The following is a 13,340-nucleotide window of genomic DNA, read 5'->3' as shown; positions in this document are numbered from 1 at the left end:
TTGCACTCCTTAGCGTGGTTTCAGGGTGGCGATAAGAAAGTCTTTCGAGCTTTCCACTTTACCCTGCTGAATGGCCGCAGCCGGATCGACATGTTTTGGACAGACTTCGGAGCAGTAGCCCACGAAAGTACAGGTCCATACGCCGTTCGGACTGTTCAACTGCGCCATACGCTCCTTCTTACCGTGATCGCGGCTATCTTCGTTATAGCGATGCGCCAGCGTAATCGCAGCCGGTCCGATAAATTCAGGATTCAGACCGAACTGCGGGCACGCGGCGTAGCACAGACCACAGTTGATGCAACCGGAGAACTGGTGATACTTCGCCATTTGCGCCGGGGTCTGGACATTCGGCCCCTGATCTGGCGTGCGAGAGTTGCCAATAATGTACGGTTTGATCGCTTCCAGGCTTTCGATAAAGTGCGTCATATCGACAACCAGATCGCGCTCAATCGGGAAGTTCGCCAGCGCTTCCACCTTCATACCGTTGGTGTAATCGCGCAGGAAGGTTTTACACGCCAGTTTAGGGACGTTGTTGACCATCATGCCGCAAGAGCCGCAGATCGCCATACGGCAGGACCAGCGGTAGCTCAGGTCTGGCGACAGGTTATCTTTGATGTAGCCCAACGCGTCCAGTAGCGATGTTGTTTCATCATAAGGAACTTCATAGAAAGCACTGTGCGGCGCGGTATCGGTTTCCGGGTTATAGCGCACCACCTCAACTTTCAGGTTTTTCATCTCAGCCATTCGCCTTCTCCTTCTTATCGGCTGCTTCCGCTTCACCGCCGTAAACACGTTTGGCTGGCGGCAGGGTGGTGATTTTCACGTCGCTGTATTCCAGACGGGTCGTGCCATCAGCATCGCGGAAGGCGAGGGTGTGCTTGAGGAAGTTCACATCGTCGCGCTCGGTACAGCCTTCATCCAGACGCTGATGCGCGCCGCGGGACTCTTTACGCGCCAGCGCAGAGTGCGCCATACATTCCGCCACGTTCAGACCATGACCCAGTTCGATGGTATACAGCAGGTCAGTGTTGAACACGCTGGAGGTATCGGAGATACGTACGCGTTTGAAACGTTCCTGAAGCTCGGCCAGTTTATCAACGGTTTTCTGCATCAGTTCCGGGGTACGGTAAATACCGCAACCTTCTTCCATAGACAGACCCATCTCATCGCGGATCTTCGACCAGTTTTCGTTGCCTTCCTGGTTCACCAGATTTTTCAGACGTTGTTCAATATCGGCAACCTGGGCGTCGAGCGCGGCGCTATTTGCGGCGCCTGCCGTAGCAGCGCGTTCCATTGCTTGTTCGCCAGCCAGACGACCAAACACCACCAGTTCCGCCAGCGAGTTGGAACCGAGGCGGTTCGCGCCATGCAGGCCAACAGAGGAGCATTCGCCAACGGCAAACAGCCCTTTGACACGGCTTTCACAGTTCTGGTCGGTTTCAATGCCGCCCATGGTGTAGTGCGCAGTCGGACGTACTGGAATCGGTTCTTTAACCGGATCGACGCCGACATAGGCTTTCGCCAGTTCGCAAATGAACGGCAGACGTTCATGCAGTTTCTTCTCGCCGAGATGACGCAGGTCGAGGTGAACCACATCGCCGCGCGGCGTGGAGATGGTGTTGCCTTTACGCCATTCGTGCCAGAAAGCCTGGGATACTTTGTCGCGCGGCCCCAGTTCCATATATTTGTTTTTCGGCTCGCCCAGCGGCGTTTCGGGGCCCATGCCGTAGTCTTGCAGGTAACGGTAGCCATTTTTATTGACCAGAATACCGCCTTCGCCGCGGCAACCTTCGGTCATCAGGATACCGGAACCTGGCAGGCCGGTCGGGTGATACTGAACGAATTCCATATCACGCAGCGGAACGCCGTGGCTCAGCGCCATGCCCATCCCGTCGCCGGTGACGATGCCGCCGTTGGTGTTATAGCGGTATACGCGGCCTGCGCCGCCTGTCGCCATGACCACGGCGTTGGCGCGGATTTGCACCAGCGTGCCTTCCATCATGTTCATTGCCACCAGGCCGCGCGCATGGTTGTCATCAACCAGAATATCCAGCACGAAATGTTCGTCAAAGCGCTGGATTTGTGGGAACTGCAGGGAAGTCTGGAACAGGGTATGCAGCATATGGAAGCCGGTTTTATCCGCGGCGAACCAGGTACGCTCGATTTTCATACCACCGAAGCGACGCACGTTAACGCTACCGTCCGGACGGCGGCTCCACGGGCAGCCCCATTGCTCCAGCTGCGTCATCTCAGTGGGACAATGGTGGACAAAGTAATCCACGACATCCTGCTCACACAGCCAGTCTCCGCCTGCTACCGTATCGTGAAAATGGTAGTCAAAGCTGTCATGATCCTGGGCGACAGCGGCTGAACCCCCTTCGGCAGCGACGGTGTGGCTGCGCATCGGGTACACTTTTGAGATCAGTGCGATTTTAGCATTGGGATTCGCCTGTGCGGCAGCAATTGCAGCACGTAATCCCGCGCCACCGGCGCCTATAATGGCAAGATCGGCTTGAAAGGTTTGCACGACATTCCTCCAGATTATTGTAATTTCACCCTCGCGCAGCCAGATAAAGCCTCTGGGTTCTGCGAAGTATGAATGCGTTTCCACTGCTCCTTTATGGGTACAACAGTATAGTCTCAGGGATGTGAGGGAAATTTGACGTGTTCGATTTTTTTAGCGTATCAGAGGGATGAATTATCATTGATTTTGATTAATTTAATTACTAAACCATCTGAAATCACTTTTTTTACCCTCCAGAAGGCTCCCGATACGCCTGCGCAAAATTTGTTTCGCCCGCGCGTTGCGAGTAGACTTCGTGACCTTGTCTTAAACTGGAGAAAGAATCATGAGCGAAACGGCAACCTGGCAGCCGAGCGCGTCCATCCCCAATTTATTAAAACGTGCGGCGATTATGGCGGAAATCCGTCGTTTCTTTGCCGATCGTGGAGTGCTTGAGGTTGAGACGCCCTGCATGAGTCAGGCGACGGTCACAGACATTCATCTGTTCCCGTTCGAAACGCGTTTCGTCGGACCTGGCCATTCCCAGGGGATGAACCTCTATTTAATGACCAGTCCGGAATACCATATGAAACGCCTGCTGGCGGCAGGGTGCGGCCCGGTTTTCCAGCTATGCCGCAGTTTCCGTAATGAAGAGATGGGACGACATCATAATCCGGAATTCACTATGCTGGAGTGGTATCGCCCGCATTACGATATGTACCGCCTGATGAATGAAGTGGATGATTTGCTTCAGCAAGTGCTGGATTGTCAACCCGCGGAAAGTCTCTCCTATCAACAGGCGTTTCAGCGCCATCTGGAGATTGACCCGTTATCAGCAGATAAAACGCTGCTGCGTGAGGCGGCGGCAAAGCTTGATTTAAGCAATATCGCCGATACGGAAGAAGACCGTGATACGTTGCTGCAACTGTTGTTCACGATGGGGGTTGAGCCGCATATAGGTAAAGAAAAGCCGACCTTTATTTATCACTTTCCGGCAAGTCAGGCATCGCTGGCACAAATCAGTACCGAGGATCATCGCGTCGCCGAGCGCTTTGAGGTGTACTACAAAGGTATTGAGCTGGCGAATGGTTTCCACGAACTGACGGACGCACGTGAGCAACAACAGCGCTTTGAACAGGACAATCGTAAGCGCGCCGCTCGCGGTCTGCCGCAGCAGCCGATTGACCAAAATCTACTGGATGCGCTGGCCGCCGGTCTACCGGATTGTTCCGGCGTGGCGCTGGGTGTTGATCGTCTGGTGATGCTGGCGCTGGGAGCAGAAAGCCTGGCGGACGTGATTGCTTTTACGGTCGATCGGGCGTAAATCTGAAATTCACTCTTTCGCGAGATAAAATGGCGCAATAAGCGCCATTTTGTAGCATATTTTTTCAATTATCCTCTGTTTGCCACAATATAAGGCTGGAACTTTGATGCCATTTAGGTATCAATCCTGTGTTGATTTTTTTATCGCTGACCTTTGTAAAAAAGAAGGCGGCGTCAATCGGTGAGCGGCGTCTGGCAAACGCGCTCGAGCGTAAGGGATGGTTGAATGACCCACACGATAAAAAAGATGAGCCTTATTGGGCTTATCCTGATGATTTTTACTTCTGTTTTTGGTTTTGCGAATAGCCCGTCGGCGTTTTATTTAATGGGGTATAGCGCAATCCCGTGGTATATATTTTCTGCCTTGCTGTTTTTTATTCCATTCGCCTTAATGATGGCTGAAATGGGTTCCGCTTATCGCAAAGAAGAGGGCGGGATCTATTCGTGGATGAATAATAGCGTGGGGCCACGTTACGCGTTTATTGGCACGTTTATGTGGTTTTCATCGTATGTCATATGGATGGTAAGTACGGCGGCAAAAATTTGGGTACCGTTTTCTACTTTTGTTTTTGGCGCCGATATGACGCAGCACTGGCGTATTGCGGGGCTTGAGCCTACGCAGGTTGTCGGGCTGCTCGCCGTTGGCTGGATGATTCTGGTGACGTGTGTCGCCGCCAGAGGGATCAATAAAATTGCGCGAATTACGGCGGTCGGAGGTATTGCCGTAATGTGTCTTAATTTAGTTTTATTGTTAGTGAGTGTCGCTATTTTGTTATTAAATGGTGGGCATTTTGCACAAGAAATTAATTTTACCTCGTCACCGAATCCGGGTTATCACTCCGGCCTGGCAATGTTGTCATTTGTGGTATTTGCTATTTTTGCGTACGGCGGTATTGAGGCTGTCGGCGGACTGGTGGATAAAACCGAGAAACCGGAAAAGAATTTTGCGAAAGGTATTGTTTTCGCGGCTATTGTGATTTCAATTGGTTATTCTTTGGCGATCTTTTTATGGGGCGTCAGCACTAACTGGCAACAGATATTAAGTAATAGCGCCGTTAACTTAGGGAATATTACCTACATTTTGATGTCGAGTTTAGGCACGACATTAGGTAACGCGTTAAACCTTTCTCCGGACGCAGCGATGACGGTGGGCGTCTGGTTTGCGCGTATCACCGGCCTTTCTATGTTTTTGGCTTATACCGGCGCGTTTTTTACGTTGAGCTATTCACCGCTGAAAGCCATTATTCAGGGGACGCCAAAAGCGTTGTGGCCCGCGCCGATGACGACACTGAACGCTAACGGTATGCCGGCGACCGCTATGTGGCTACAGTGCGTGCTTGTGAGTCTGTTTATTTTGCTGGTCTCTTTTGGCGGTGACACCGCATCGGCGTTTTATAACAAACTCACGCTGATGGCGAACGTCTCAATGACCTTGCCATACCTGTTCCTTGCGCTGGCATTTCCCTTCTTTAAAGCGCGTCAGGATCTGGAGCGGCCATTTGTTCTCTTTAAAACCAAAGCCTCTACCCTGGTCGCGACGGGTGTTGTGGTGCTGGTGGTGACGTTTGCCAACGTCTTTACCATCATCCAGCCGGTGATTGAAGCTGGGGATTGGGACAGCGCCTTGTGGATGATCGGCGGCCCGATCTTCTTCTCGCTGCTGGCGATGGCGATTTATCAGAATTACAGCAGCCGCATGAGCGCTGATCCGGAGTGGGCGGCGGAGTAAAGACCGTATGCCGGATAAGACCCCAAGGGTCGCATCCGGCGTTTATTGCCCGATGGAGAACATTATGAATGATAGTTCGAGAGACCCGATTATCACGGAAGATGAGGTTAGGGCACTCAATTTTACTCCGGAAGATATCCTTGAAATAGAAAAGGTTATTCTTTCTTCCGTTCATGTTGCACGTCGAAAGGTTGCGATGGTAGTAGGAATGACTATTGGCACGTTAAGGGATCGCGATGAGGATAAGTGGAAACATGTGTCGGATATTTATTGCGCGTATGTTATAAGGTGCCTCGTATTTCGCGGAGAACTGGTGGGTTACGGCGATTTATTTCGAATGCGCTATAGCGAAATTAACCTGCCTGCTGCCGATCTGGACGCATAATAAGTCCGAAAATGTCTGTGAGCTGCGATGAAATGCCCGATGGCGCAAGCTTATCGGGCCTACAGATTAATTGCCGGCCCGTAGGCCGGATAAGACCCGACGGGTCGCATCCGGCATTTCTTGCCCGGATCATGCGCTACAAACTCCCCGCCGGGCGGCTGGTTTTACCCGCTGACGTTAACGTTCTCCCCGTTTGTTTACCTCCGAGACTCTCCAGACGCATCTGGAACGGCGGGAACGGCATATCAATACCGTGCTCGCGGAAGCCCGCCAGAATCAATTGGTGGATCTCATGGCGTAATGGCATACGGTGTCCCATTTCCGCGGCATAGATACGCAGTTCGAAAATTTGAATACCCTGCTGGAGATCCACCAGAAAGATTTCAGGCGGCGGGTTATCAAGCACCAAAGAACAGCGCTGCGCCGCCGTCAGCAGAATTTGCGTCACCTCTTCGCTATTGGCATCCGCCGGTGCCGGGATGGTTAACACCACGCGCGTAACGGAGTCAGACAGCGACCAGTTGATAAACTGTTCGGTGATAAAGGCTTTATTCGGCACGATAATCTCTTTACGATCCCAGTCACTGATAGTGGTGGCGCGGGTATTGATTTTGGTCACGCTGCCGGTGAGATCGCGAATGGTCACCGTATCGCCGATACGAATCGGCTTTTCAAACAAAATAATCAGGCCGGAGATAAAGTTAGCGAAAATTTCTTGCAGGCCAAAACCAAGCCCAACGCCGAGCGCGGCCACCAGCCATTGTAGCTTCGACCACTCAATGCCGATCATCGAGAAACCGACCAGCCCGCCAATCAGCATTAACAGATATTTGGTGATGGTCGTGATGGCGTAACCGGTACCAGGCGTTAAATCGAGATGCTGTAATAACGCCAGTTCCAGCAGCGCAGGCAGATTACGCACCAACTGCGTGGTGATGATAAAGACCAGAATCGCAATGAGCACCGCCCCCAGAGTAATTGGCTCCAGGCTTTCCACGCCTTGCACCGTAGAGGTGACATCCCACAGCGAAATATTCTCCAGGAAGCCGAATGCCGAGTGGATTTCCGACCACAGTACAATTACCGATAGCAGGGCGATAAGCATCAGAATTGAGCGGACCAGACGCAGCGACTGGGCGCTAATAGCGTCAAGATCGATTTCACTTTCATCGATGTCGACCGCGCCTTCCAGGCTGGAGGAGTGCGCCGGTTCTTCTTCGCCGCGCGCGCGCTGCGCCAGCATTTCCGCCCGACGATGTTTGGCGCGGTCAAAAGCCAGTCGGCGTCGTTGGATCAGCATCCAGCGGCGAATGACGTGATAGATGACCAGCAACAGGAACCAGATGGCGACCGAGGTTTCCAGTCTCGCCAGTAGCGCCTGCGCTGTGGCCAGATAACCCACCGCCGCCGCCAGAATCGCGATAAGCGGCGCGCCCATCAACATATTCCACAGCAGGCTGTTGACCATGTTGTCGCCGTTGCCTTCTTTATCAAGATAGAGCGGAATGCCCGCTTTTTTCAGACTCAGCGTGACCAGCGCCAGCGCGCCGCATATCAGGATGAAGCAAAGGCGGCCCAACGAGCCGGAAAACTCCCGATCGTTAAGATTATCAAACATGATCACTGCCATAATGAGCGGCACGATCAGCCCAATGCTCATCAGGTAGTAGCGCATCGCTTTCGCTACCCGGTTTCGCGGCCAGCCGAAATGCGCCACAAACAGACCATTAGGACGGGCAAAAGCGGCGCAAATCATGACTACCCACAACAGCGGTACTGTCGCCGTCACGCCATCACCGATGGCGACGGCCAGCGGATACGGCCAGGCTTCCTGTAGACCATAGCCGAGCGTCGCCCACAAGACCGGCAGCGGCGAGGCGACCAGAATCGACCAGAACACCGTTCGCAGCGTCAGCGAGAAGTGATCTTGAGTGACTTTCCCGACGCGCGAGGCCGAGCGCTCAAGGAACCGGTTGAAGTGTTGACGTGAATAGAGGCTAAACCCGACCAGCGCCAGCGCGCCGAATAACGGCAGTAGCGTCTCTTTGCTGGTCAGCATCATGATGCTGGCTTTACCTAACTGATTAAACGTATCTAATGAGATAAGCCGACGTAAATCCTGAACCAAATCAACAGGCCAGGAGAGCGATAGCGGGCTAACGTCAGCGGTCCAGAACAGATAACGGTGGGTCGCTTCATTAACCTCTTTAAGCGCATCCTCCAGTTGGCTGTTGGAGACTTTCAGTTTGGTCAGCTCCAGGATCAGCGTATCGCCGCCCTGTAACAACGAGTTGAGCAGCTCGCGCTGAGTGCGAAGCTGGGCGTCAAGAATCTGGTTTTGCTCGGCGGTCAGCGGCTGTCCATTGGCCTGACGTATTTGCCGTAGCTGCGGCTGTTTATTGAGTAACTCTTCATAGCGCATACGGTGGACGCGTAGCTGCGCCATTTCCGTATCAAGCTGCTGCGGCTTAGGCATCTCTGGCAGACGGGCGACCTGCGCGCGCAGCGCTTCGCCAAGCATGTTGGACACGCCAAGCCATTGCGACTGCTCCCGCAGCGTATTGAGCGCCTGACGCACCTGTAACGTTTGGCTGGTGGCTTGTCGCTGCTGCGAGGCGACCAGATCCATCCGCTGCGCTTGTTGATTAAGCGCCTGTGACAGCTCGCGGTTGACTTTAAATTGTTCGACGATGCCTTCCGGCAAACCGGCGCTGTTTTCCGCCAGCAGCTCAGTGCTTTCCAGCGCGCGTTCCGCTTCACGTTGGCGCAGGCTGTTGAGCTGATTGCGCAGCGCCTGAAGATACGCATCCAATTGCTGACTCTGTTTTTCCGCCAGCTCGGAACGCAGACGAGCCAGTTCCTGACGGTTGTTGGCGGACAGTTGCGCCAACTCCAGTTCGTCGACTAACGCTTTTAGTTTGGCGGACTCCGCCTGCATATTGAGACTTTGCGCCTGGCTAAGCGCGGCACTTCCGCCTGCGGCGCCGAGCCGTCGCTCAATCTCATTAAGCTGGCGGCGGGCGTCGTTTTGCTGTTGGGGAAGCTGGCTGAGCGAGTCGGCGATCTCCCTGACGCGCTCCTGCTCCTGTTGCGCCTCGCGGGTTTTATCCAGTAGCTGGCTGCTAACCTGCAAGATCTCCTGATTTAACGCTTCGGTGGACATCTCTGGCGGTACGCTGCGAGGTTCATCGCGCAGATTATTCAACTGGGCGCGCAAGGTGGCGGATAGCTTAGGGAAGTTATCAATAACGTGTTGATATTGTTTCGCGCGCTCAAGCGAGCCTTTTCGCTCTTCAAGCGCGTTTAACGCAGTCTGGAGCGCCTCAACGGCTTCCGGCTGAGCGGGCTTCGCCGCTTTTGCCTGCTCCAGTTCCTGCGTGATTTGTTTGGCGTCGGGGGCCGTTGCGGCGAACGCCCCCGTGCTGAGGCACCAGGCCATCAGAAAAGCGATAATCAGGCGCACGTCAGCATTCTCTCTTGATTAGGTGTCGTCTTTTTTATTGTCAACCAGCGGGCTGGCGTCGTGTTCGGCTTTAATTTCTTCTGCCGGCAGCGGAGCAGGTTCTACCTCCGGCGCGACGAATGTTTCGGTCGACGTCGCCAGCGGTTGGCCAATTTTGGTAACGGACAGGCTTGCCAGCGACGCGATCAGATTCACTTTCCCCGGCGCAAATAAGTTGATGACCGTGGAACCCAGTTTAAAGCGCCCCATCTCCTGGCCTTTCAACAAGGCGACAGACCCTTCATGTTCGCCTTCTGGCCAGGTCCAGCGCTTGATGATGCCTTCGCGCGGCGGGGTAATGGTCCCCGCCCAGACGGTTTCGATACTGCCGACAATAGTTGCGCCGACCAGAATCTGCGCCATAGGGCCGAACTCGGTATCAAACAGGCAGATAACGCGCTCGTTGCGGGCAAACAGGTTGGGGACGTTTTGCGCGGTCAGATGGTTAACGGAGAACAGATCGCCCGGTACGTAGATCATTTCACGCAGGATGCCGTTGCATGGCATATGCACGCGATGGTAGTCGCGAGGGGAGAGGTAAGTGGTCACAAACGTGCCGTTGCGGAACTTATCCGCCATCAGGTAGTTACCCGCCAGCAACGCTTCAAGGCTGTAATTATGGCCTTTGGCCTGCAAAATTTTATCTTCTTCGATACGACCCAACTGGCTTATCACGCCGTCGGCAGGCATCACCAGGATGTTAGGATCGGTATTGAGCGGACGTACGTCATCACGCAGCGGACGAACAAAGAAATCATTGAACGTACGATAGCTGGCGGTATCCGGTTTTTGCGCCTCGGTCATATCGACTTTGTAATACTTTACGAAGAGATCGATAACCAGTTTTGTCAGCCATCCTGCTCGTTTGCTTGCGCCCCAGCCCGCCAGGCGAGTGAGCCATAGTTTCGGCAGAATGTATTGTAGCGAAAGTTTAAATGAGTTTAACAAGGTAGCCTCCAGGCCATTGTTGTTCCTGAACCGGCAGTTATACCGGTATCCTGAAAAAAGGGGACGATTCTAACGACGCCTAGCGTATCTGTCAGTCGTCCGTATCAGAAAAGTTTTTACGCGTTTTTACCTGCGCCATACTTTCAAGAATTCGGTGATAATTTTCGAAACGGGTTTCCGCAATAGCGCCGTTCTCTACCGCTTCGCGAATGGCGCAGCCTGGATCGGCGTCATGCTTGCAGTCCCGGTATTTGCAATGTCCCAAATAGTCATGAAATTCGACAAAGCCCTGGGTGATTTGTTCCGGCTCCAGATGCCATAAGCCGAACTCGCGCACGCCGGGGGAATCAATGACATCGCCGCCATGCGGGAAATGATACAGACGAGCAGCGGTAGTGGTATGTTGACCCAGACCGGAGACATTCGACACATCGTTCGTCAGAATCTCGTTCTGTAAGCCGAGCAGAGCATTTAGCAGGCTGGATTTTCCGACGCCGGACTGCCCGGCAAAAATACTGATGCGACCGGTTAATACCTCTTCCAGCGGTTTCAGACCATCCTGCGTATGGCTGGAGACCATCAGCACGCGATAGCCGATATTGCGGTAGATATCCATCTGCTCATTAACGAAGTCCATACCTTCGTCGTCCAGCAGATCAATTTTATTGAGTACGATAAGCGGCTCAACCTGTAGGGTTTCACAGCCGACCAGATAGCGATCGATGATATTCAGCGACAGCTCCGGCAAAATCGCGGAGACGATAACGATTTGGTCAATGTTGGCGGCAATAGGCTTCACGCCGTCGTAGAAGTCCGGGCGCGTCAATACCGAGGTGCGCTCATGCACCGCTTCAACGATGCCTTTTACGTTGACGCCCTCTGCGGCGGCTTTGCCCGGACGCCAGACGACGCGATCGCCCGTCACCAGCGAACGGATAGTGCGGCGGATATTGCAGCGGTGAACCTCGCCGTCAGCAGACTCCACATCGGCATGCATACCAAAACGGCTAATGACGATACCTTCTGCAGGCTCGCCAAACAGGTTGTCATCGTAGTCGGCTTTCTCCGCGGACGTTTTTAAACGACGCTGGTGATTGGCGTTCACACGGCGCTGCTGGCCTTTGGAGAGTTTATTTTTGCTCAATCGTACTGGCTCCTGGTCGCCCATAGTGGGCAAAACATCTATGATACACGCAATTGTAGATGAATATAGTCACAGTGAATGTGACCTCTGAAGGGTGGAAAATAGCATGAGTGCCGATGAAAACAACCTGATTTGGATCGATCTGGAGATGACAGGTCTGGACCCCGAGCGCGATCGCATTATTGAGATAGCCACGCTGGTGACGGATGCCAGCCTGAACATTCTGGCGGAAGGGCCGACGATTGCGGTACATCAATCCGATGCGCAACTGGCGTTAATGGATGACTGGAACGTGCGCACCCATACCGGCAGCGGCCTGGTAGATCGCGTTAAGGCAAGTACGATGGGCGAACGAGACGCTGAACTGGCGACGATTGAATTTCTGAAAACATGGGTGCCTGCGGGTAAGTCGCCGATTTGCGGTAACAGCATCGGTCAGGATCGTCGTTTTCTGTTTAAATATATGCCGGAACTGGAGGCCTACTTCCACTATCGCTATCTGGATGTCAGTACGCTCAAGGAACTGGCGCGCCGCTGGAAGCCGGAGATTCTGGCCGGCTTTACCAAGCAGGGCACGCACCAGGCGATGGATGATATTCGCGAGTCGGTGGCGGAGCTGGCTTACTACCGCGAGCATTTCATTAAGCTGTGAGGCGTAACATGCCGGATGGCAACGCCAGAGCGTCTCATCCGGCAGCTCTCCCGCCATTGAATTACTGCGTAAACCATTTCTCCTGCATTTGTGCATATTCCGGCGATGCTTTCACCTTGTCGAGCGCGGCATTAATTTCTTGCAATAGCGCGTCGTTGCCTTTGCGTACCGCAATGCCTAACCCTTTTCCGTAGTAGTCAGGATCGCTGGCGCGTTCATCCATGATGGCGTAATCCGGATTGTTTTTTAGCCACTTACCAATCGCGGCGACATCGCCAAACACGCCCTCAAGACGGTTGTTTTTCAGATCGGTAAAGGCGTTTAGATAGCTGTCATAGGCGACAGGCGTGATGGCTTGTTGTTTATCCTGCAAATAGCGCTGATGCGTTGTACCGTTTTCCAGACCGACTTTTTTGCCTTTCAGATCGGCAAAAGTGTGATAAGCCCCTTTACGCGTGACGACTACCGCCGATAGACCTTCGTAATAGGGTTGGCTAAAGGAGACCTGCTGCTCACGTTTGGGCGTCATATCCATACCGGCGATCACCGCATCAAACTTTTTGAAGCGTAGGCTGGGGATCAGACTATCAAAGCTCTGGTTAGTAAATGAGCACTCCGCTTGCATCTCTTTGCAGACCGCGTTGGCGACATCAATATCGAAACCAACAATTTTATTATCGGCATCGACAAACTCATAGGGCGCATAGGTGGCGGAGGTGCCAAAATGTAATGTTCTGGCGGAAACGGAAGCGGCGTGAACGGAGAGGCTGGCTAACAGCATGACAATAAGTTTTTTTTTCATCTTGATCCCTGATATCAATTGGATGTTGTGGTCACCGTGCTATTCTTTTTTTGGCGCAGGGTGCTATTCTGATTCTGTGCCTTTAGGCGTGGCGTGAAAAGTTTTTTGTTGCATAGCGCACGCTTTGCTCGTTTTTTGTCTTGTTTGGTGATTTAATCAGCATTCAAACAAAAATCGCGAAAAAATGCGTTCAGGGGCTTGCAGCTAAATGGATTTCTCGTATAATGCGCCTCCCGTAACGACGCAGAAATGCGAATTACGACAGCAACAAATTTGCGGGAATAGCTCAGTTGGTAGAGCACGACCTTGCCAAGGTCGGGGTCGCGAGTTCGAGTCTCGTTTCCCGCTCCAA

At 53.2% G+C, this 13,340-nt stretch carries 10 protein-coding genes and 1 tRNA gene; 5 read left to right on the top strand and 6 right to left on the bottom strand.

Annotated features, from left to right (window positions below; genetic code table 11):
* Positions 1-9 precede the first annotated feature (9 nt).
* Together frdB and frdA are read right to left on the bottom strand one after the other, a co-directional pair.
* Positions 10-744: a fumarate reductase iron-sulfur protein gene (frdB, locus tag NA330_RS18585; RefSeq protein WP_000829509.1), complete on the bottom strand. Its 735-nt coding sequence runs from the start codon at positions 742-744 to the stop codon at positions 10-12.
* The gene (gene frdA / locus NA330_RS18580) at positions 737-2,527 is read right to left on the bottom strand and encodes a fumarate reductase (quinol) flavoprotein subunit (protein WP_001192954.1); all 1,791 of its coding nucleotides are present in this window, start codon (positions 2,525-2,527) and stop codon (positions 737-739) included. Before frdA ends, frdB begins: the two co-directional genes overlap by 8 nt.
* A gap of 322 nt (positions 2,528-2,849) precedes the next feature.
* On the opposite strand from frdA, the gene epmA reads away from it, so the two are divergent.
* From epmA to NA330_RS18565, 3 genes are all read left to right on the top strand, one after another.
* Positions 2,850-3,827: an elongation factor P--(R)-beta-lysine ligase gene (gene epmA / locus NA330_RS18575; RefSeq protein ID WP_023242530.1), complete on the top strand. Its 978-nt coding sequence runs from the start codon at positions 2,850-2,852 to the stop codon at positions 3,825-3,827.
* A 225-nt stretch (positions 3,828-4,052) separates the two neighbouring features.
* Positions 4,053-5,555 (top strand): glutamate/gamma-aminobutyrate family transporter YjeM, encoded by a 1,503-nt coding sequence (yjeM, locus tag NA330_RS18570; RefSeq protein ID WP_000149872.1) that lies wholly within the window; start codon positions 4,053-4,055, stop codon positions 5,553-5,555.
* Positions 5,556-5,619: 64 nt separating this feature from the next.
* Positions 5,620-5,940, top strand: a complete 321-nt coding sequence (locus NA330_RS18565) for a hypothetical protein (protein WP_001737341.1) — start codon at positions 5,620-5,622, stop codon at positions 5,938-5,940.
* Positions 5,941-6,076: 136 nt separating this feature from the next.
* Here NA330_RS18565 and mscM read toward each other — a convergent pair whose 3' ends face one another.
* From mscM to rsgA, 3 genes are all read right to left on the bottom strand, one after another.
* Complete coding sequence (gene mscM / locus NA330_RS18560) at positions 6,077-9,403, bottom strand: miniconductance mechanosensitive channel MscM (RefSeq protein WP_001236749.1); 3,327 nt, start codon at positions 9,401-9,403, stop codon at positions 6,077-6,079.
* A gap of 18 nt (positions 9,404-9,421) precedes the next feature.
* A complete protein-coding gene (asd, locus tag NA330_RS18555; protein WP_000934949.1) occupies positions 9,422-10,390 on the bottom strand; it encodes an archaetidylserine decarboxylase in 969 nt (322 codons plus the stop codon).
* A gap of 91 nt (positions 10,391-10,481) precedes the next feature.
* Complete coding sequence (gene rsgA, locus NA330_RS18550) at positions 10,482-11,534, bottom strand: small ribosomal subunit biogenesis GTPase RsgA (protein WP_023217926.1); 1,053 nt, start codon at positions 11,532-11,534, stop codon at positions 10,482-10,484.
* A 106-nt stretch (positions 11,535-11,640) separates the two neighbouring features.
* On the opposite strand from rsgA, the gene orn reads away from it, so the two are divergent.
* A complete protein-coding gene (gene orn, locus NA330_RS18545; RefSeq protein ID WP_001271546.1) occupies positions 11,641-12,186 on the top strand; it encodes an oligoribonuclease in 546 nt (181 codons plus the stop codon).
* 61 nt (positions 12,187-12,247) lie between these two features.
* On the opposite strand, the gene NA330_RS18540 is transcribed toward orn, so the two are convergent.
* Positions 12,248-12,988, bottom strand: a complete 741-nt coding sequence (locus tag NA330_RS18540; protein WP_000727897.1) for an arginine ABC transporter substrate-binding protein — start codon at positions 12,986-12,988, stop codon at positions 12,248-12,250.
* Between the two features lie 275 nt (positions 12,989-13,263).
* Here NA330_RS18540 and NA330_RS18535 point away from each other — a divergent pair.
* Positions 13,264-13,339: transfer RNA gene (locus tag NA330_RS18535), tRNA-Gly, on the top strand.
* The last annotated feature ends 1 nt before the right edge of the window (position 13,340 follow it).

The sequence above is a fragment of the Salmonella sp. NW722 genome (genome assembly GCF_051702785.1).
Lineage (GTDB): Bacteria > Pseudomonadota > Gammaproteobacteria > Enterobacterales > Enterobacteriaceae > Salmonella > Salmonella enterica.
Note: the sequence above shows the minus strand (reverse complement) of the source record. Positions and strands in the feature narration are given on the sequence as shown.